Origin of the sequence: Geobacter sp. DSM 9736 (assembly GCF_900187405.1) — a bacterium.
Lineage (GTDB): Bacteria > Desulfobacterota > Desulfuromonadia > Geobacterales > Geobacteraceae > DSM-9736.
Map to the genome: position 1 here is coordinate 993,402 of NZ_LT896716.1, position 20,869 is coordinate 1,014,270.

Consider the following 20,869-nt stretch of genomic DNA (forward strand, 5'->3'; position numbering starts at 1 on the left):
CCTTGACACCCCTTGCTTTTCTCACTATCGTGATGCCCTTAGAAAAAACCCATAAGGGAGGAACCAGAATGAGGAAATTTGTCGTGACGGGGACCGTGATTGCGCTGCTTGCAGGAGGTACTGCCTACGCCGAGTTTGAGGGATTGAAGGCGCTTGGAAAGGAAGCGGGCAAATCGGTGGTTTCGGGGGCCAAGGAAAATGTGCTGAACCAGGTTACCAAAAAACTGAAAAAAGTGCAGAACGAAAAAGGGCCGATCAAGTTCAAGACCGGAAAGGCCGAAGTGGACCCGGCCTGTGATAAAACCATGACGTCCATCGCTGCGATAATGGCAGATTATCCTGGTTTCCATGTACAGGTGGACGGCCACACCGACAATGTCGGGAGGCCGGAGGCAAACCTCAAGCTGTCCCAGGAACGTGCCGAGGCGGTGGTATCATACCTTGTGGAGAAAAAAGGTGTAGAGGCAAAGCGGCTTTCGGCAAAAGGATTCGGAGACACCCAACCCATTGCCGATAACAAGACGAAAAAGGGGCAGGCAAAAAACCGCAGGGTCGATTTTACCGTAACCAAGCTGTAGCCCACCACCATCCAAACTTCCATCCGAAAAAGACGGGCCGGGTTACTCCTGGTCCGTTTTTTTTTGGTGGCCGTGCGGGGATTTAACACTAAGACTCTGACCACTAATCTCTCTAACGCACGCTATCTTGCACATATCTCCGATATTTTTACTTGTAACTACAGTAGATTCAAAAATCACCGATGGAATCCGTATCCAGTATTCACTGCCTTGAGAAGAAGGTATATGAACTGCGGGGAGTTTAAGAGGTGCGGGCGCGAAAAGGGTGGAAAGAGGGTACCTAAGGGAGCAGGCACAGTGACCGATTTAATCGCTCAGGCGAAAAACATCATAGCCAAAATGGGACCCCGTGAAATTTTCACCCTCTTCGGGCTCCTTTTCATGCTACTACTCTTTATCGGTTCCCGTTCCTCAGGATGGCACAAACTTGCAAAACAATACCCCAATCGGACCGGGTCCCACGCTGAGTGGATATCTATGCCCGATTTCTTCGACCGCCCAGGGAAGGGTGGAATGGTTGTCGATTTCAGCAACTGTGAGACTAACGCCATAAACCTCGGAGTGGATTATGAAGGAATGTACCTTTCCATGTCCATTCCGTTCCGCTTCTTTCACCCGCCGATATTCGTTCCCTGGAGCGATATCAGAGGCGTTGCCCAAGGAGCCCCGTGGTCAAAGAAAAAACACGAGATCCGTTTTACTTTCGCCATGAGTCCGAACGTTCCCCTTGATGTCGACATGTCCGTCGCCCGGGAAATCGAGAAGCGCGCACTTGGACGATGGACAATCCCTGAAGATGATTATGTCACATCTCCTTTCTCACCTTGAAACCTTACCCTGCACATTGTTGCCGATTTGGTGGTTGCGCCAGCCGTGTTCTAAACTAGACTTTTATCAGCTAAGATTTTTCGCGCTAGCAAGGGCTCCTGTCGTAGATTTGTCCACTGAACATACGGTACAGATCAAACAGGAAGTCTTGAGCCGGAAGCAAAGGCTGAAGCTCGGGTACAGGAAAGAGTGCCGGTTACAAGGAGGTGTACATGGCGAAATACGGGAAGAAAGCACAGGAGATGGTTGAGGAAACGATGGAGGAGTTCAAGAAGGGGGAATTGAAGAGCGGCAAGTCAGGGAGAAAGGTGACAGACAGGAAGCAGGCTGTGGCCATAGGTCTTTCGAAAGCCAGAAAAAAAGGAGCTAAGGTTCCGGAACCCCAGAAGCATGCGTGACATCGGGACCTCGGGGGGGAAGAGCATCACCAACGCAACGATAAGTCTCACAGAGTTTGGATGAGTTCATGCTTTGGTAAAGAATAATAAAAACAAGGTTTTACTTTCCAGGGTGGCCGTTTGAGCGACCCTGTTTTTGTTTTACAAGGTGGGGTCTTTTTGTTAGGATGGCGCAGCCAGAAAAGGACCCTTCTCATGTCTGAACAAACGCCGATGATGCGGCAATACCTGGAAATCAAGGCCGAGTACCCGGACGCAATCCTCTTCTTCCGCCTCGGAGATTTTTATGAAATGTTTCTCGACGATGCGGTCAAGGCTTCCCGCATCCTCGATATAACCCTCACGTCCCGCAACAAAAATGCTCATGGGAATGAGGTCCCTCTCTGCGGCATCCCGTATCATTCCTGTACCCCCTACATTTCGAAACTGATTGAAGCCGGCGAGAAAGTCGCCATCTGCGAGCAGGTTGAGGACCCCAAAGTCGCAAAAGGGATCGTCCGCCGTGAAGTCGTCAAGGTAATCACACCCGGTCTCGTGATCGATGGGGAGAGTCTTTCTCCCAAAGAAAACAATTTCCTCATGTGTCTCGTCTTCGGCGATCAATGGGGGATATCATCCCTGGATCTGTCAACAGGAGAGTTCAAAGTCACGCGGCTAGCAAGTCTTGCAGGGGTGAGTGCGGAAGTTGCATGCATCAATCCGAAGGAAATCCTGCTGCCACGGGCCTTGCGCGATGACAGCATCCTTACCGAGCTGACTCCGGTTATTGCGGAAAGAATGCTTACCTTTCAGGATGACTGGGCCTTTGATGAAGACTACTGCACAAGGCTTATACTCGGGCATTTTAAAATTGCTTCTTTGGCGGAATTAGGGTGCGGTGACATCCGGGAAGGGATTTCCGCAGCAGGTGCAATCCTCCATTATCTCCAGCAGACCCAGATGAAAAGCGTGGGGCACATCCGAAGTATAGTGCCGTATACCACCAGCGAACATCTGCTCATGGATGAGGCAACAAGAAGAAATCTGGAGCTTACCTCTACCTTGGGTGAAGGGAAACGCAAGGGTTCCCTGCTCGGACTCATGGATCGAACCGCAACTGCTATGGGAGGCCGTAAGCTGCGCAACTGGATCAGCTATCCTCTTATGAGAGCGAAGCGCATAAACGAACGTCTGGATGCCGTTGAAGAACTTGTTAACGAGCAGACCCTTCGAAGGGAAATCGTCGCGCAGCTTCAGGGTATTTATGACCTGGAGCGCCTCAATGGCAGGATCAGCATGGCAAGTGCGAGTGCGAAGGATCTGGTGGCTCTCAAGGACTCGCTGCTGAAGCTTCCAGGAATCATGGCGCTGCTTTCGCGTTGCTCTACCCGCTTACTGCAGCATCTCATTCAGGATATCGACCTGTTGGAGGACGTGGTAAGCGTAATAGGTACCGGCATTGTCGATAATCCTCCCTTCATACTTCGAGAGGGGGGTATCATAGCTACGGGGTATAATGCCGAACTGGACGAATTACGCACTATCAGTCGGACGGGAAAAGACTTCATCGCGGGTCTGGAGGCCCGTGAAAAGGCGAGAACGGGGATCAGCTCCCTCAAGATCAGGTACAACAAGGTCTTCGGCTACTACATTGAAATCACCAAGTCGAATCTTGCAAATATCCCTGATGATTATCAGCGTCGGCAGACGCTGGCAAATGCAGAACGGTTCATCACGCCGGAGCTGAAGGAGTATGAGGAAAAAGTCCTCGGTGCGGAAGAGCGGATCGTGGAGATGGAGTACTCACTGTTCCAGGAGATACGTCAGCAGGTCGCTTCCCAGGGAGAGCGTGTGAGCAGGACGGCGGATGCCCTGGCGACCCTCGATGTTCTTCTTTCCCTGGCAGATCTCGCCGACGACCGGAACTACTGCAGACCATCAATAGATGAGGGAGACATTCTTGAGATTGTCGAAGGACGTCATCCTGTCATCGAGGCTCTGAATCTTGGAGAGCGGTTCGTCCCCAATGACGTTCTTCTCGACGGCAGCGAAAACCAGCTCCTCATCATAACCGGGCCGAACATGGCGGGTAAATCGACTTTTATGCGTCAGACGGCACTTGTAACGCTCATGGCGCAGATGGGAAGCTTCGTTCCCGCCCGGGAAGCGACCATAGGCGTTGTGGACAGGATATTCACCCGTGTCGGTGCGTCGGACAACCTCAGCAGGGGGCAGTCCACCTTCATGGTTGAAATGACCGAAACAGCCAACATTCTGCGGAACGCCACACCGAAGAGTCTCGTTATTCTCGACGAGATAGGCCGTGGCACCTCGACTTTCGATGGTGTTTCCATAGCCTGGGCGGTTGCCGAATATCTTCACGACAGACCCGAACTCTCACCCAGGACCTTGTTCGCGACCCATTACCATGAGCTGACTGAACTCGCGGTCACACGGAACAGGATCAAGAACTTCAATATCGCTGTCCGCGAGTGGAATGATCAGATCATTTTTTTAAGGAAGATAGTCGCAGGAGGAGCTTCCCACTCATACGGCATCCAGGTCGCACGATTGGCCGGAATTCCTGGTGATGTAATAGAGCGGGCCCGCGAGATTCTTCTAAACCTTGAGAAAGGGGAGTACGTCGAAGGAGGGGCACCGCGCATAGCGAGGAAGAAGGGGACTTCTTCACCGCAATCTCCTCAGCTGTCGCTTTTCGCGGAACAGAATGATCCTGTCCGCACGCGCCTGAAGGAGATAGATACGAGGGTGATGACGCCGCTTGAAGCATTGAATGTTCTCGATGAACTGACAAGGATGGTCTGAAGCATGCGACGCTTAGCGATGCTGGTCTCTTTTCTCTTCATGATGATCCTGCCGCTTGAGGGGATTTCTGCTGAAGAGAAAAAAGGGACAGGGAAGAAAGAGGCCAAATCAGCCGAAGCCAGAACCAAAAAAAAATCGACGCCCCGTAACAATGTCTCAAAGAGCGAACTCCAGAAACGGAAGGGGAAGGGGAAGGTTGAACCGAAGGAGTCGCGGGAAAAGCTTGCACCTCCGGTTCCTGAAGCTGATCCAGTTCCTGCCGTTCCACAGCAGGCAGTGGTCAAAGAGCTTCGTCATTGGTCGAACCCCGACTACACACGCATTGCTATAACCCTCGATAAAGAAGCCAAATTCGAATCTCACCGGCTTCCTGCTGGCAAAGATAAGGCGATGCGTCTTTATTTCGATATAAAGGGTGCTCATGTAGCTCCTGGCGTAAAGGATCTCTCCATTGGCGACGGACTTCTCAATACGGCTCGAATAGCGCAATTCAGGGCGGATACCGTAAGGGTGGTGCTCGATATCGGCAGCATCAAAGACTACAAAATTTTCACCTTTTCGGATCCGTTCCGCATTATCGTGGACGTCAAGGGAGATCACAGGGAGGAAATCGGGAAGCCTAAAGAAGAGGCTGTCATCAAGCAATCGCCCGTTCAACCCAAAGCTGTAGCCGCTGAAGAAAAACCGAAGGCTGTTACAAAAACTGGTCTCAGCAAGATCAGGCGCATAGTCGTGGATCCCGGGCATGGCGGCCATGACCCTGGTGCTGTCGGTCCCCATGGAGTCCGCGAGAAGGACGTCGTCCTGCAGATCAGTTTGAAACTGGCAAAAAAGCTTCGCGAGGAACTGGGACTAGATGTGGTTATGACACGCTCCACCGATGTTTTTCTCGAACTTCAGGAGAGGACGGCCATCGCCAATCAGGTTGGAGCCGATCTCTTCGTTTCAGTTCATGCTAATGCCGCCTTTAATCGTACATCATCCGGGATTGAGACTTACTACCTCAACCTTGCCAAGACCGAAAAGGCTGCCCAGCTTGCTGCAAAAGAGAACGGCACAAGTCTGGAAAAGGTGAGCCTTTTGCAGGCCGTCCTGTTCGACCTGATGGCAAACTACAAGATCAACGACTCGGCACATCTGGCTGAAGAGGTTCAGAAGGCGCTGCATCGTAAGGTTAATGCGCAGTATACGGTTAAGAATCTCGGGGTAAAACAGGGCCCTTTTTATGTTCTAGTCGGCGCCACCATGCCGAGCATCCTCGTTGAGACAGCCTTCCTCAGCAATGAAAAAGAGGAAGAGCGGCTTACCGATGACGGGTATCAGGAGAGAACTGCGGAGGGAATCCTTGAAGGTATCAAGGGGTATATCTCTACCGTAAAGGTGGAGACGGCGAACAGGTGATCCGGAGTTCCATGGAATTCGATATTAACCGATACTTCCCCGACAGGACTCAATCACTGGGGGACGCGGGGAGGGCCTCCTTCGGAGAGAAGAGGCCGCTGTACCTTGCCGGCAGCAAGCACTTCCTTACCCACTACAGGGAACAGATAAAGAACATGCACCGCGGGGGGGCGCCGGGCTGGGAGGTGGTAGAGGCGCTCACGGCGATGACGGATACTCTTGTCAGAAAGCTGTTCAGATGCATCATCGACGACCTGGGTGAAGCAAAAAAATCCCGAGATCAATTAACACTCGTAGCTATCGGCGGCTATGGACGCGGCGAGCTCAATCCATTCTCAGACATCGACCTGATGTTTCTCCATAGGGGCAAGGACCCGCAGCTCATCGAAGACATCGCCCAGAAGCTCCTCTATTTTCTCTGGGATATGCGTCTCGATGTCGGGTATTCAGTCCGTACGGTCGGTGACTGTATCGAGATGTCAGCTGCCGATACGACCGTTAAGACGGCTCTACTCGACAGCCGCTACATAGCCGGGAGCCGAGTCTTTTTCAAGGAGTTCCAAAAGTCGCTGGTAACCCAGATCGTGGGTAAGGGGTCCGACCCCTTCATCGCCCAGAAGCTGGAAGAGATGAAAAAGCGCCGTGAAAAATACGGTTCCTCGGTCTACATACTTGAACCGAACATCAAGGAGAGTGAAGGAGGTCTGCGAGATCTCCATTCAGCGCTCTGGGTTGCTAAGATCAAATACAAGGTGACCAACCAGCGGGAACTCATCATAAAAGGTGTCCTGTCAGAGGCTGAGTTGAACGCTTACAACGAGGCTCTCTCCTACCTGTGGCGCCTGCGGAATGAAGTGCATTATCTGGCGGGGAGAAAGAATGATCAGATTTCGTTCGAGGCCCAAGCGAAGCTGGCAGAATTCTTCGGATATCAGGACCGCGGCAAGACCCTGGCTGTGGAAGATTTCATGCGGGATTACTATCTGCATGCCACGAAGGTGGAGCATCTGTCCTCACTCCTCGTTTCCAGGTGCGTACGCCGCGATGAGGGCCCGCGAAAAATTCTCGGGTATTTTATCAGGCGTCCCATTGGTGAAGGTTTTTACGTTATAAGAGGCGAGCTGGTGCTGCCGGATGAGTCGATCATAGAGAAAGATCCATCCAAGCTGATGAAGATCTTCGAGTATGCCCAGAATCAGGGAGTTTCGCTTCATATCAACGTCAAAAGCCTCATTCGAAAGAGCCTGCACCTCGTAAACGACCGTTTTCGCCGCAGCAAAGAAGTAAACCATTCCTTCTTCAACATTCTTCGAGCTGAAAAAGGGGTGGCGGAAACCATCAAGTTGATGCACCACCTGGAGCTTCTCAACAAGTTCATACCTGAATTCGAGCACCTCTATTGCAAGGTTCAGCACGACCTCTATCACATCTACACGATCGACATGCATTCCCTGCTGGCTGTGGAAGAACTTGTAAACCTGTGGAAAGGGGAGCACGAAGAGTTGCGCCTTCTTACCCAGCTTGCGCGGGAAGTGGACAAGAGGGAACTGCTCCTGCTTGCAGTGCTGTTTCATGATATAGGAAAGGGAGAAGGGGGAGGGCACGCCGACAAGGGTGCAGACATGATGCCGACAATAGCCAGGCGCATGGGACTCAGCAAGGAAGACAGTGCACGTCTCGAGTTTCTTGTCCGCACCCACCTTCTCATGGCTCACATAGCCCAGCGCCGGGACCTGCACGACGAAAAAATGATAATCGAGTTCGCGAAGCAGATGCAGAACAGCGAGAATCTCAAAATGCTTTACCTGCTGACGTACGCAGACATAAAGGCGGTGGGCCCGGATGTCTGGACGGATTGGAAAGCTTTGCTGCTTCAGGAGCTTTACGAGAAGGCCTTCCAGGTGCTCGAACGTGGCGATTTCAAGCTGGAGGCTCGCAGCGAAAGAGTGAAGGCTGTAAAGCGGAGGGTACAGGAGCTTCTTGAGGACGAATATCAAGGTGCACTGGTGAGGGAGGAGTTGCGAGCGCTTACGACCCGGCACCTTCTGTCCAATCAGCCGGCCATCCTGGCAGAACATGTGAGAATTCTTCTCGCTCTCCAGTCTCAGCCCCTAGTGATGCGGGTTGTACATCAGATGGACCTGGGGTACTCTACGTTCACGATCAGCACCTTCGACATTCCAGGTTTGTTCTCTATGATAACCGGGGTCATGGCTGCCAACGGCATGAACATTCTAGGTGCACAGGTGCATACGAGCAGCAACGGGAAAGCTCTTGATCTCCTGCAGGTAAATTCTCCTCAGGGATTTCTGGTTCTCGATGAAAGCAGATGGAAGAAGCTTGAAGAAGATATGCGCCTCGTTCTGGAGGGGAAAATTCAGGTGCGGGACTTGGTCGAAAAGCGACAGCGGCCGACTCTGTTGCCTGAGAAGCCAAAACGGCGTCCCCCTTCCAGGGTCGAAATTGACAACGACGTTTCCGACGACTATACGGTAATCGACATATATACAAACGACAAGGTGGGCCTGCTCTATCGTATCACGAGCACTCTTACAGACCTCGGTCTCTACATTGGGGTTTCCAAGATATCTACAAAGGTAGATCAGGTGGCGGACGTCTTCTACGTAAAGGACATCTTCGGCCAGAAAATCACGAGGGAGGAGAAACTGGAGGAAATCAAGACGAGGCTTCTTGCTGCCTGTGAGGACTGGAAATGAAACGAGCAATGGGATGCATCAGTTTCTTGATCTTTTTCTGAATTACTTGATAGTAGAAAAGGGGCTTTCAGAGAATACCATCGAAGCCTACAGTCGTGATGTCGGTTCCTACCTTGATCATCTTGACCGGTGCGGGTGCTCGTCGATCAAGGACGTACGGCCTCCGGATGTCGCCGGGCATCTTGCGTCACTGCATGAAGCGGGGCTCTCTCCTCGAAGCCATGCAAGGGCCCTTTCGGCGGTACGCATGTTCCACCGTTTTCTGATGATCGAGAACTATTCAACTGAGAATCCGACTGCGATAATCGAAGCTCCGAAAGCGGTGGGAAAGCTGCCTTCTGTCCTGAATTGCCGGGAGGTTGAACGGCTGCTGTCTGCCCCTTTTGGCGGAGATTTCACTGCGGCCCGTGATCGGGCGATGCTGGAGCTGTTATATGCTACCGGTTTGCGCGTCTCGGAGCTGGTATCGTTGCGCTATCAGGATGTGAACCTGGATGCTGGATATCTGCTTGCGTTCGGGAAGGGGAGCAAGGAGCGCCTTGTTCCTATGGGAGAGACCGCACGAAGTGCAGTAGTTGAATACCGGATGCTGGCCAGGGAGAAATTTCCGGATGGGGGGGAGGGGCACCTCTTTTTAACCAGGCTCGGAAGAAAAATGACCCGGCAGGCATTTTGGAATATGATCAAAAAACGGTCGAAGCAAGCAGGTCTCACTAAAACCATTTCTCCGCATACTTTGCGGCACTCGTTTGCAACTCACCTCCTGGAGAATGGCGCCGACTTGAGAAGTGTTCAGATCCTGCTAGGTCATGCAGATCTTTCGACCACACAGATATATACCCATATAACGAAGGAACGCCTGAAAAAGCTGCACGAGGATCTTCACCCTCGCGGCTGAATCTGGAGGAACTTTTTAGTGACGGAAAGGATATGCAGATGAAATATGTAGTTCTTCTTGGTGACGGCATGTCGGATGTCAAACTCGACCAGCTTGGCGGCAAGACACCTCTTCAGGCCGCCAGAACTCCTCATATGGACTACATGGCTCAAAGAGGCAAAATGGGACTGGCCCGAACTGTGCCGGAAGGACTGCCACCAGGGAGCGATGTGGCCAACCTGTCGGTCTTCGGTTATGACCCGCGTTGCTGTTATACCGGCAGATCTCCTCTGGAAGCCGCGAGCATGGGAGTGGACCTTGGGGCCGATGATGTAGCCTTCAGGGTGAATCTTGTGACCCTGCTACCCCAGAGAGGACAGCTCCTTATGCAGGACTATTCCGCTGGCCACATATCTACCGATGAGGGCAGGGTTCTGATCGAGGATATGCAGAAACACTTCGGCAACGCAGAGTTCCAGTTTTTCCCCGGAGTGGGGTATCGTCATCTTATGGTCTGGAGGTCGGGAAGGGAGAAGCTCTCAGCAAGCCCACCTCACGATATTACGGGAAAGAACATTATCGAATTCTTACCGAAAGGTGAAGGAGCCGAGCGATTAATAGATTTGATGAATTCATCGCAGATGCTCTTCAACAGGCACCCCGTAAACAAGAGCAGGGAAGAAGCAGGAAAGTTGCAAGCGAACTCCATCTGGTTGTGGGGGCACGGCAGATCTCCGAAAATCGATACTTTTTCGCAGCGATTCGGATTGACGGGGGCGGTCATTTCTGCCGTGGATCTGATAAAAGGAATCGGGATTTGCGCTGGGCTTGATATTATCAACGTTCCGGGGGCGACGGGGTACATCGACACGAATTACCGCGGGAAAGCCGAAGCGGCTCTTAAAGCGCTCGAAGCCAGAGATTTTGTGTATCTCCACGTTGAGGCTCCTGATGAGGCTTCTCACTCCGGTAACTTGGAACATAAACTCAAGGCAATAGAGGATTTCGATGAACTCGTGGTGGGGCCTGTACTGGAGGGGATCAGAAGGTTCGGCTCTTTCCGGATTCTTTGCACCCCGGACCACCCCACGCCTATTCCTCTGATGACGCACACTGGGGAGCCGGTACCCTTCGTTATCTATAGCGGGGAGGAAACTGTTCATGGTGACGCATCCGGTTACGATGAGGCCGCTGCGCTTGCCACCGGACTGTATCTGCAGGAGGGGCACCGGATGATGGAGCTCATGCTGCGCGGCTAGTCCCTCCTAAGCACCGGACCGACAGGCCGCGCCCGATAACGATCGTCCGGGTAGCCCCAGTAGTAAGGGTTTTGCCGCTCCGACAGCAGGCGCTCGTCTTCGATGACATCGGGCCAGAGGGAAACTTCTTTTATGCTTAATACGGGCAAAATATGATCCGCATCCCCGAGTTTCACCTTCTTCTTTCCTTTTATTTCACCGATAACGGTCACCTGTCGACCTGGAACAAGCGGCTCAAGGTCGAGTCCAGGTGCGGCTGTAGTTGCAAGAAACCGGCCTCCTGACTGCTCTAGGACAAAAGGTACGCCATCCGGTGCGAGCTCGAATTGCGTTATTTCGAGAATCGTAAGCTCGGACTCACGGGTAACATTGACTACAATACCGCCAGCCATCACTGTTTTGCCGATGTGCCGGTCGGGATTCCTGAACAGTTCAGAAAAGGCAATGGATCGTTCTGCAGACTGCATTGTGCAATTGCTGAACCCATGGGTGCACCCTGATGCAAGGAGGAGCAGGAAAGAAAGGTATGCGATCAATGCTTTCAAGGGTAACCTCACTGAAATGGTGGCATAGTAGAAAATGGCCGAGGCAAAAGGAATGTCGATACAATAAAGGCCCGCGGAGATTCCGCAGGCCTTTAGTTTAGTGGTGCCGGAGGCCGGGGTCGAACCGGCATGGGGTTGCCCCCGCTGGATTTTGAGTCCAGTGCGTCTACCAATTTCACCACTCCGGCAATGCGTGTGGATTATAGAGCACGCGGTAAAAAGCGTCAAGGTCGATTTTCCTCTAAAAAAGCGGTTGACACCCCTAAGGGCATTTGGTATAAACCTAGGACTCGAAGGGGCTGTAGCTCAGCTGGGAGAGCGCTTGAATGGCATTCAAGAGGTCGTCAGTTCGATCCTGATCAGCTCCACCAAACGTTAAAGGCCAGCGATTTTCGCTGGCCTTTTTTGTATCCCTTTGACAGACTATGATTTCTTCTTTTTCGATGATGCACGTCCTGCCTTAGCCGGTTTTTCAGGCTGCGATTTACGCGACTTCAGCTTGGAGGCCCTTATTTCGCGAGCTTTAGCAAGATTTTCCGCAAGTCCTCGATCCTGGGCCATCTGTCTTCGCGCTTCTGAAAAGTTTTTTGCCGTCAGGGCTTGGCTCCGGGGGATCCCGAACTGTTTCCTGTATTCACCCGGCTTCATGTTGTGCACCCTGCCGAGGTGTCTGGTAAGGGTCTTCATGCCTCCCTTGCCGCAAATCATGCAGAAGACCTGATCCGACTGAAACGCCTTCTTAAAGGATACTGAAGGCCCCTTGGCTTCAGGAGGTTCAATCTGTTCCGGCATTGTGCCTTCCAGTTTTTGCAGAGAGGAGTATACCTTCTGAATTTCCTGCAAGAGCTCTTCACTGGACATCTCTGACATTGATGCATGTGAAGATACTATACTCGCTGTCAATTCCAGCAGTGTCGGGGCCATATCAATTCCTCCTTTGAATCATCTTAATAAATTTTGGTTATATTAAACGGCATTATTCTCCAAAATCAAGGATAAATAAGAATAAACATAAAATTTTGTCACAGGCACATCCAGAAGAGTTTGAAATAATCTTCAAAATAGGTGTGTTCACGACAGTACCGGGAAGGGATACATGGCAAAAGTAGTGATCGAGGAACTTCGTTGCAAAGGATGCGGGTTATGTACATTGGCTTGCAATCGTGAACTCATTGCCTTGAGCGACAGGTTCAACCTGCAGGGATATACTCCTGCTCTCGTCTCTGACATGACCAAATGCACCGGTTGCGCTCTTTGCGCAGAGATTTGCCCTGACGTCGCCATCACTGTTTTTAAATGATTTGTGATCATTGGATTTACAAATTTATATCCTTATCCACTACTCCAGTCTCATTCAGGAGGATAGCGTATTGAAACGTCTGTTTGTCAAAGGCAACGAAGCTGTGGCAATAGCAGCGCTAGAAGCAGGATGCAGATACTATTTCGGTTATCCAATCACGCCGCAAAGTGATATTCCTGAATACCTCTCGCGTGAGTTGCCCCTTCTAGATGGTGAGTTTATTCAGGCGGAAAGCGAGATTGCGGCTATCAACATGCTTCTGGGAGCTTCAGCAACTGGTGTTCGTGCGATGACCTCTTCTTCAGGGCCTGGGATATCCCTCAAACAGGAGGGTATCTCTTATATGGCTGGTTCGGAGTTGCCGGGAGTGATAGTCAACATTTCCCGTTCAGGTCCTGGGCTCGGGGGAATAGACGCGTCACAGGCCGATTATTTCCAATCCGTTAAAGGCGGTGGGCACGGCGGTTATCGCATCGGCGTGCTGGCGCCTGCATCGGTCCAGGAAATGTATGACCTGACGCTGCTGGCATTCGATCTGGCCGATCTGTACAGAATGCCGATCATGGTTCTTGCCGATTCCGTTATCGGACAGATGAAAGAAGCATTGATCCCATACAGCAGATCCAATATAGAACTTCCCGTAAAGGACTGGGTTGTACGAGGTAAAGGCGATGCCGAGCAGCGCGTGGTGAAATCCCTTTACTTGGGTGATGGAGAGTTGGAAAACCACAACTGGAAACTGCACGCCAAATACCAATTGCTCAAAGAGCGGGAAACAAGATGGGAAGAATTTGAGACGGAAGATGCGGAACTTTTAGTCGTAGCGTTCGGATCGGTGGCTAGGATCGTGGAGACTGCTGTAATGGCGGCAAGGCAATCGGGGTTGCGGGTTGGGCTCTTTCGCCCCATCTCACTCTTTCCGTTCCCTGCAAAGCCGCTACATGCACTGTCTGAACGGTGCGGAAAGATGCTGGTGATCGAGTTAAACACCGGACAGATGATTGAAGATGTGAAGCTGTCTGTGAGCAGAGATGCCGAGATACGGTTCTACGGAAGACCCCCCGGCACCGGGTCACTCCCTACTCCTGAAGAGCTCCTTGATCGTATCCAGACATCATTGTCAGAGGAGTGGATTACTCCCTAATCAGCTAACGGAGACTTTAATGAAGCAGGTATTTCATAGGCCTGAAAGTTTGAAAGATGTACAGACACATTTCTGCCCGGGGTGCCACCATGGGACAATCCATAGGCTGGTGGCTGAAGCCATAGATGAGTTTCAGGTTCAGAGCAGGACTATCGGAGTAGCATCAGTCGGATGTTCCGTCTTTCTTTACGGCTACTTTGATGTAGATGTGGTGGAATCTCCCCATGGGCGTGCAGCTGCAGTCGCCACTGGTGTCAAGCGGGCCAGGCCTGATTCCTTTGTTTTCACCTATCAGGGAGATGGAGATCTCGCAGCGATAGGTACCTCTGAAATCATTCACGCGGCGAATCGCGGCGAAGGCATCACAGTCTTTTTTGTGAACAACGCCATCTATGGTATGACCGGTGGCCAAATGGCGCCGACGACGCTTGTGGGGCAAACTACTTCAACTTCTCCCTATGGACGAAAGCAGGAAAAGGATGGCGCTCCCCTCAGAATGGCGGAACTGCTTGCTCAACTGGAAGGAGTAGCGTTTTCCGCTCGCGTAGCCGTCAATACTCCAAAGAATCTGATGGACGCAAAGAAGCAGATCAAGAAGGCCTTCCGGTACCAGGTGGAGAACCGCGGATTCTCCTTTATCGAGGCGCTTTCTGCATGTCCCACGAATTGGGGAATGTCACCTCTTGCGGCAAACGAGAGGGTAGGATCTGAGATGAGCGGATATTTTCCTTTGGGGACCTTTAAAAACTCTGCCGATTTCTAATTCTGTCTCAGGAGATTACATGCGTAGTGATCTGTTCATTTCCGGTTTCGGTGGTCAGGGGGTGCTGCTCGTAGGCAATCTCATTGCCTATGCTGCGATTCACGAGGGTAAAAATGTTTCTTTCTTCCCTTCGTATGGGGTCGAAAAAAGAGGCGGCGCTGCCATGTGCACAGTCGTAGTCGCGGAGGGGAAAGTTGGCTCTCCGGTTATCGGCGCTCCCTCCGCCACAATCGTCCTCAATCAGGCATCGATGGAGAAATATGCAGAGCGTGTGCGTCAGGGGGGGCTACTCATCGTCAACTCGTCTCTCATAAATTATGAACCATTTACTCGAAACGACATTCGTGTGATTGCAGCTCCAATGAACGAGATCGCGATGGGGTTGGGGGATTCGCGCCTTGTGAATATGGTGGCCGCCGGCATCTACGCCTCCCGTACCAGCACAGTCGGTATCTCTTCATTGATTACAGCACTGTCGCAGGTTCTGCCTGAACGGAACCACAGATACATTCCGCTCAATGTGAAGGCTATCGAAGCCGGCGCGGCGTTTGACGGCGATTTAAAAGCGGCTACAATCTACAAGGATAATGCTTGACTGTGACTGAGTGTCTCTGCTATAAACCTTCACTGCTGATGGGGTGTCGCCAAGCGGTAAGGCAACGGACTCTGACTCCGTCATCCTAGGTTCGAATCCTAGCACCCCAGCCAATACTCTTATTAACAAATTCATGCCTTATATTAATTTTATGGTCCCATCGTCTAGCGGTTAGGACACCGGCCTTTCACGTCGGTAACAGGGGTTCAAGTCCCCTTGGGATCACCATCTTTTCTGAAACAGTGATTCTTTTTATGAGAGTTGCTGTTTTTTTTTAAGCTTAGAATTCTCTCAACTTTAAAGGCTGTTAAATGAAAAACTTTTTTCGTTGCGCCGTTGTTTGCCTGCTTTTCTGTATGTCCCTTTCTTCTGCAGCCGCAGAACAAGCGATCGGCTATGACGACCGTGCCGGTGACATGCGGCAGGGGGGACTTTTCGACGAGGCAGCAGGCCAGTTTCCACAGTTGGGGCAGCAAGAGGAAAGCATTTTCAATAGCGGGTCGAAGCCGTTCGCACCACAAAGGGGCGCCAATCCCGCTTTTCCTTCAGCCGGCCAAGGGGCGTCCCCTTTCGGTATTAGATCACAGGAAGAGGTGATACGGCAGTCCCAGGATCAGAAGCCTGCCTCACCAAAACCCAAAATCTTTCTCAAGGCTGAGGCTGGCGACGGACTCGCCTCTTTGGCGTGGACCACGTCGGGTATACATCAGAAGCCGGGGATGGTCCAGCCGAAGTTTACCATTTATTACGGCATAGAAAGCGGCATATACAAAAAGAAGATAGAAGTTGGTTCCCTAACTGAGTTCAAGCTTCGCGGATTGAAGAACAGAGAGCTTTATTTCATCAAGGTTCAGGTGTCTATCAAGGGGGAGGATGCAGGCGATACTGGCGGTATGTCTGCCGATTTGGCGCTGTCTTCCAATGAAGTCAAAGTGATGCCCCTCCCGGAAGAAGATCTTGGGTCGATGCTCGAGCGCTCATTCAGGGACAAGGGCGTCACACTGCAGGATAAGGCAGAGACGGAGGAATTCAAGCGTGACCTCAGGCAATTCGGCTACGAGTTTTTCAGGAACAGACTCAGTGGGGCTGTTTCCTCCGACGCTATTCCTGTTGGAGCCGACTATGTGATAGGACCCGGGGATACTTTGAAAGTCGAGCTCTGGGGGACGATTCAGGGCCGTCATGAATTGAGCGTTGATCGAAATGGTGAAATTTTTGTGCCGAGGGTTGGCAATGTGAAGGTCTGGGGGCTTAACTATGCCCAGGCGAAAGATACAATAGACAAGGCTATTTCGCGCTATTTCAAGGGATATGAGCTGAATGTGACCCTTGGGCGCCTGCGCTCTATACAGGTATTTGTGGTCGGTGAAGTGGAAATGCCTGGGACCTATGCAATTACCTCTCTTGGTACAGTAGTGAATGCCCTGTCCTTGGCAGGAGGACCTTCCAAAAACGGCAGCCTTCGCGGGATAACGGTCTCCCGCAGCGGGAAGGTCATTCAAGAGATCGACCTGTACGACATGTTCCTTGCCGGTGACCGCAGTAAGGACATTCGTCTCGAAAATGGCGATACGATTTTCGTGCCTGTCATCGGTCCAGTGGCAGCAGTTGCAGGCGAAGTCAGACGCCCCGGCATTTACGAGCTGAAGGGTAAGACAACGCTCCCCAACCTTCTCTCAATGGCAGGAGGTATCTCAGCAGCCGGTGACCAGGGAAGAGTCCAGGTGGAGCGGATTGAAGGAAACAGCTCCAGGATCATTCTCGATTACGAGCCGAAGGGTCAGCGGTTCGAAGACTCCATGGCCGGAGTCGAAATGCAGGACCGGGATATGGTGAAGGTGTTTCCCGTACAAAAAGTTTTTCGCCGTGTCGTCAGTCTAGCCGGAAACGTCGTGCGTCCTGGGGAATACCAGTTGAGGGAAGGAATGCGCATAAGTGACGTGCTTCCCTCATACGAGGCGCTTCTCCCCGACTCGTACCTCCATGCTGCCGAGATAGTCCGTTTGGTCCAGCCCGATTTTCACAAGGAAGCGGTTACTTTCAATCTCCAGAAGGCACTCGAGGGAGACCCGCAAGAAAACCTGCTCCTGCACGAACAGGATACGATCCGCATCTTCTCTCGAAACGAGATGGAAGAAGCTCCGGCCGTTGCGATCAATGGTCTCGTAGGGAAACCAGGCATCTATGATTTCTATCCCAAAATGACGGTACGTGATCTCGTAACTGCAGCCGGCAATATAAAGAGGAACGCTTTCCTCGAAAGCGCCGAATTGACGAGGGTATCCATCGTCGGGGGAGGGGCGCGTACGATACGTACCAACTTCAACCTCGAAAAAGCCCTTAAAGGAGATCCTGAGCACAATCTCGCTCTGCAGCCTGACGATACGGTTATCGTGCGAGGGGTAGTCGAATGGGCTGAGTCGGTGGATCGTTTTGTGACCTTGGCGGGGGAGGTTAAGTTTCCTGGCGTCTATTCCATAACCAAAGGCGAGAAGCTCAGCTCGGTTCTCAAGAGAGCGGGAGGGTACACCGACAAAGCGTATCTGAAAGGTGCCAAGTTCACCCGGAAATCCGTACAGGAGATCCAGCAGAAGCGAATGAACGAGGTCATAGCCCGAACGGAGAACGAAATTCTGCAGAAGCAGGGTGAACTGTCCTCCCTTGCTTCATCCAAGGAAGAGCTGGAAGCAACAAAGGCCGCACTTGAAGGATTGATGAAGAGTCTTGAAAAGCTTAAGGGGATAAAGGCGGAGGGAAGGGTGGTTATGCGCCTAAGCTCCCTGGAAGAGCTGCCTAAAGGGCCATACGATCTGGAACTGACGGGGGGAGATGTCCTCGAGATTCCCCAGCGATCCAACGTCGTGAATGTAATGGGACAGGTATATAACCCGACTTCCTTCGTGTACGTTGCGAACCGAAACGTTTCTTCCTACCTGAAAAGTGCCGGCGGCCCGACACGTGACGCCGAAAAAGACGATATGTATGTCATAGAGGCTGACGGTTCCGTGTCCAGCCGCCAGAACTCGTCGTTCGGCATTGCTTGGGATGATCACTCCCGCAGTTGGACCTTCGGCGGCTTTATGTCCCGCCCTCTGGAGCCGGGAGATACCCTTGTCGTGCCGCAGAAACTCGAAAGGATTGCCTGGATGAGAGAAATAAAGGACATTACAACCATTCTATCCCAGATAGCGCTTACCGCTGGCGTTATCCTAGCGGCCGGTTTATAGCCATGGGATCTGACAATAATATACAGAACAGAACAATGGCGGAAGAGGAAGAGATAAACCTTCTTGATCTTCTCAAGGTAGTGGTCAAACGGAAAATGCTGATTCTGAAGGCATGTGCCGTCGCTATTGCTGTTTCGGTGGTGTACAGCCTGACACTTCCGAACATATATTCGGCTTCTGCCAAGGTCCTTCCTCCTCAAAAGGACTCTGGTGGTGGCTTGTCTGCTCTTCTCGGCCAAATGGGGGGGCTTGCTAGCTTGGCCGGCGGTATGGGCGGCTTGACGGGAAGCGGCGAACTTTTTTTGGGAATTCTCAAAAGCCGTTCGGTGGCGGATGCCGTCGTGAAACGTCTTGATCTGATTACGATGTTCGAAGCTGAAACCGCTGACGATGCGCGCAGGACTCTTGCCGGAGCGGTACAGTCCAAGATAGGGAAGGACGGCATAATTACTGTCACTGCTGAACATACTGATCCGAAGGTTGCAGCGCAACTTGCCAATGCCATGGTAGAAGAGCTGGGAAAAAGAAGCGTGCAGCTCAACCTGACTAAAGCAGGAACCGAAAGGGTATTCCTCGAGAAACGGATTGATCTGGTCAAACAGGATCTAAAGCAGGCTGAGGATGCTTTAAGGTCATTTGCTGAACGAAACAAAACCATAAAGGTCGAGTCTCAGGCTTCGGCAACCATTTCGGGAGTCGCCAAGCTAAAAGCTGAGATTGCAGCTTTCGAAGTGCAACTGGCTGCGCTGCGAAGTTATCAAACAGAAGAAAGCCCCGAGGTTAAGCTACTTAAGACCTCTGTCGCCAAGCTTAAAGGCCAGTTATCCACAGAAGAAGGGAGCGGTAGCGGCGGCTCGATACCGGGAGTCGGAAGAATACCGACCCTTGGACTCGACTATGCACGCCTTTTTCGTGAAGTGAAAATTCAGGAAGCAATATTCGAACAGCTCACGAAGCAGTATGAAGCTGCGAAACTGATGGAGGCAAAGGACGCTTCCTCGCTCCAAGTGCTGGATGAAGCCGTAGTCCCAACAATAAAGAGTAAACCTAAACGATCCATTATAGTAATACTTACCACCGTGACGGCCTTTGTCCTCGCCGTTTTTTTGGCTTTTCTCCTGGAGTACTTTGAAAAAATGCATCCGGATGATCGTGCTCGGTGGCAGGAAATAAAGAGCAGTATCGGCATCATGCGCAGAAAATCACTCCCTTATGATCAGTAACGGTACGTCAGGAAGATACTTCCAGCTTCCGGCCTGGACTTTCCTGATATGCTGGATTGTCGGGTTAACGCTCTTATCACTCGTTCCATCTCCTCCGACACCGAATGTGGGGTTCCTCTCCTGGGACAAGTTTCAGCATGCCGCTGCATTCGCCGTGTTGACGCTGCTTATTGCATTTTCCCTCGGTGAATGTGTCGCCGGCAGAACCCGCCGCTGGGCTTACGCGGCACTATTTGCAATCGGATACGGCGCCGGCATCGAGATCGCCCAAGAGCTGTTTACTGTCACCAGGACGGCGGAATGGGGGGATCTTGTTGCTGATTTTGTGGGAGCAGGTTCGGTGGCCGTATCTGTAATGATTACAACAGCTCGGCCGAAGCGCAACCACCCCGCATGCATCGTTGGTCTTTCGGTGCTGCTTCTGACGGCAACGACGGTGCATGCCGAGGTTCCAAAGTTTTTCAACCTCTCCACAGTAAAGCGGGAGGCTGTCCGTATTAGGTCGGAAGCGGGTGAACTGGTCTCCTATCCGCTTGATACCGAAGACGGAGGGGGATGGTGGATGCTTGCCGCCGCCGGCGCCACCGGACTTACATATCTTCTCGACTACGACATCAGGGACCGGGTTCGTGAACGCAAAAGCTCTTCACTGGACAAGGCTGCAAAGGTGGGGAGTGCTATCGGTAACCCGTTCGCTCATCTCGGGGTCGCCGCCGCTTTCTATGTCGGAGGGGCAGTGGCCGACTCTCCCAAATACCGGGAGATGGGAGAAATGCTCGGGGAGGCGGCGCTCTTGGCCGACGCCTCCACCCTTTTCCTTAAACAGATTATCGGCAGGGGACGACCTCTCGTAACGGAAGACAAGGGAAGTTTCAGGCCGCTCCACTTCAGGTCCGATTACGATTCCCTCCCCTCCATGCATACGTCCAGCTCGTTTGCCATGGCTTCGATTCTTGCGGCTGCCAGCGAAAGCTGGCTCACCAAGCTTCTCTACTACGGTTCAGCCACCTTCGTAGGGTTTTCCCGGGTCTATCAGGACAAGCACTGGGCAAGTGATATCGTCCTTGGTGCAGCAATCGGGGAGTTGTGCGGGAGGGTCGTGATGGAGACGCATGTGAGGAAGGAAAAAGCTTTTTTTCTCTCCCCCGCTGTTTCGGGGGATGTCGTCACGCTGACGTTCGTCAGCCGATGGTAGCTCGGAAAGGGGCA

17 protein-coding genes and 4 tRNA genes are annotated in these 20,869 nt (G+C 52.1%); 18 read left to right on the forward strand and 3 right to left on the reverse strand.

Annotated features, from left to right (window positions below):
* Positions 1-68 precede the first annotated feature (68 nt).
* The 8 genes from CFB04_RS04715 (at position 69) to CFB04_RS04750 (ending at position 10,863) form a co-directional block, all read left to right on the forward strand.
* A complete protein-coding gene (locus CFB04_RS04715; RefSeq protein ID WP_088534200.1) occupies positions 69-578 on the forward strand; it encodes an OmpA family protein in 510 nt (169 codons plus the stop codon).
* 297 nt (positions 579-875) lie between these two features.
* Complete coding sequence (locus CFB04_RS04720) at positions 876-1,406, forward strand: hypothetical protein (RefSeq protein ID WP_157698717.1); 531 nt, start codon at positions 876-878, stop codon at positions 1,404-1,406.
* Between the two features lie 212 nt (positions 1,407-1,618).
* Positions 1,619-1,804 (forward strand): DUF6496 domain-containing protein, encoded by a 186-nt coding sequence (locus CFB04_RS04725; protein WP_088534202.1) that lies wholly within the window; start codon positions 1,619-1,621, stop codon positions 1,802-1,804.
* 195 nt (positions 1,805-1,999) lie between these two features.
* Positions 2,000-4,609, forward strand: coding sequence for a DNA mismatch repair protein MutS (gene mutS, locus CFB04_RS04730; RefSeq protein ID WP_088534203.1), 2,610 nt, complete (start codon positions 2,000-2,002; stop codon positions 4,607-4,609).
* Positions 4,610-4,612: 3 nt separating this feature from the next.
* Entirely contained in the window at positions 4,613-6,010 is a 1,398-nt protein-coding gene (locus tag CFB04_RS04735) for an N-acetylmuramoyl-L-alanine amidase (RefSeq protein WP_231934375.1), read from the forward strand.
* Positions 6,011-6,021: 11 nt separating this feature from the next.
* Complete coding sequence (gene glnD / locus CFB04_RS04740) at positions 6,022-8,727, forward strand: [protein-PII] uridylyltransferase (protein WP_088534204.1); 2,706 nt, start codon at positions 6,022-6,024, stop codon at positions 8,725-8,727.
* A 13-nt stretch (positions 8,728-8,740) separates the two neighbouring features.
* A complete protein-coding gene (gene xerD / locus CFB04_RS04745) occupies positions 8,741-9,625 on the forward strand; it encodes a site-specific tyrosine recombinase XerD (protein ID WP_088534205.1) in 885 nt (294 codons plus the stop codon).
* Positions 9,626-9,663: 38 nt separating this feature from the next.
* A complete protein-coding gene (locus CFB04_RS04750; protein ID WP_088536704.1) occupies positions 9,664-10,863 on the forward strand; it encodes a cofactor-independent phosphoglycerate mutase in 1,200 nt (399 codons plus the stop codon).
* On the opposite strand, the gene CFB04_RS04755 is transcribed toward CFB04_RS04750, so the two are convergent.
* Positions 10,860-11,408 carry a Slp family lipoprotein gene (locus CFB04_RS04755; RefSeq protein ID WP_088534206.1) on the reverse strand — a complete coding sequence of 183 codons (549 nt, stop codon included), beginning with the start codon at positions 11,406-11,408 and terminating at the stop codon, positions 10,860-10,862. The genes CFB04_RS04750 and CFB04_RS04755 overlap by 4 nt on opposite strands.
* A 101-nt stretch (positions 11,409-11,509) precedes the next feature.
* Positions 11,510-11,596, reverse strand: a tRNA-Leu gene (locus CFB04_RS04760).
* A gap of 107 nt (positions 11,597-11,703) precedes the next feature.
* Here CFB04_RS04760 and CFB04_RS04765 point away from each other — a divergent pair.
* A tRNA-Ala gene (locus CFB04_RS04765) sits at positions 11,704-11,779 on the forward strand.
* A gap of 52 nt (positions 11,780-11,831) precedes the next feature.
* Here CFB04_RS04765 and CFB04_RS04770 read toward each other — a convergent pair.
* Positions 11,832-12,332 carry a MucR family transcriptional regulator gene (locus tag CFB04_RS04770; protein ID WP_088534207.1) on the reverse strand — a complete coding sequence of 167 codons (501 nt, stop codon included), beginning with the start codon at positions 12,330-12,332 and terminating at the stop codon, positions 11,832-11,834.
* A 172-nt stretch (positions 12,333-12,504) separates the two neighbouring features.
* Here CFB04_RS04770 and CFB04_RS04775 point away from each other — a divergent pair, with 172 nt between their 5' ends.
* The 9 genes from CFB04_RS04775 to CFB04_RS04815 all read left to right on the forward strand — a co-directional run bounded on the left by CFB04_RS04775 (position 12,505) and on the right by CFB04_RS04815 (position 20,855).
* Entirely contained in the window at positions 12,505-12,708 is a 204-nt protein-coding gene (locus tag CFB04_RS04775) for a 4Fe-4S dicluster domain-containing protein (protein ID WP_088534208.1), read from the forward strand.
* Positions 12,709-12,778: 70 nt separating this feature from the next.
* Positions 12,779-13,852: a 3-methyl-2-oxobutanoate dehydrogenase subunit VorB gene (locus tag CFB04_RS04780; protein WP_231934376.1), complete on the forward strand. Its 1,074-nt coding sequence runs from the start codon at positions 12,779-12,781 to the stop codon at positions 13,850-13,852.
* Between the two features lie 19 nt (positions 13,853-13,871).
* The gene (locus CFB04_RS04785) at positions 13,872-14,615 is read left to right on the forward strand and encodes a thiamine pyrophosphate-dependent enzyme (RefSeq protein WP_088534209.1); all 744 of its coding nucleotides are present in this window, start codon (positions 13,872-13,874) and stop codon (positions 14,613-14,615) included.
* Positions 14,616-14,634: 19 nt separating this feature from the next.
* Positions 14,635-15,210: a 2-oxoacid:acceptor oxidoreductase family protein gene (locus tag CFB04_RS04790; protein ID WP_088534210.1), complete on the forward strand. Its 576-nt coding sequence runs from the start codon at positions 14,635-14,637 to the stop codon at positions 15,208-15,210.
* Positions 15,211-15,249: 39 nt separating this feature from the next.
* Positions 15,250-15,323, forward strand: a tRNA-Gln gene (locus tag CFB04_RS04795).
* Positions 15,324-15,363: 40 nt separating this feature from the next.
* A tRNA-Glu gene (locus CFB04_RS04800) sits at positions 15,364-15,438 on the forward strand.
* Between the two features lie 83 nt (positions 15,439-15,521).
* Entirely contained in the window at positions 15,522-18,437 is a 2,916-nt protein-coding gene (locus tag CFB04_RS04805) for an SLBB domain-containing protein (RefSeq protein ID WP_231934377.1), read from the forward strand.
* Positions 18,438-18,472: 35 nt separating this feature from the next.
* On the forward strand, positions 18,473-19,660 hold the full coding sequence (locus CFB04_RS04810) for a Wzz/FepE/Etk N-terminal domain-containing protein (protein WP_088534211.1): 1,188 nt from the start codon (positions 18,473-18,475) through the stop codon (positions 19,658-19,660).
* The gene (locus tag CFB04_RS04815; RefSeq protein WP_197692578.1) at positions 19,650-20,855 is read left to right on the forward strand and encodes a VanZ family protein; all 1,206 of its coding nucleotides are present in this window, start codon (positions 19,650-19,652) and stop codon (positions 20,853-20,855) included. Before CFB04_RS04810 ends, CFB04_RS04815 begins: the two co-directional genes overlap by 11 nt.
* The last annotated feature ends 14 nt before the right edge of the window (positions 20,856-20,869 follow it).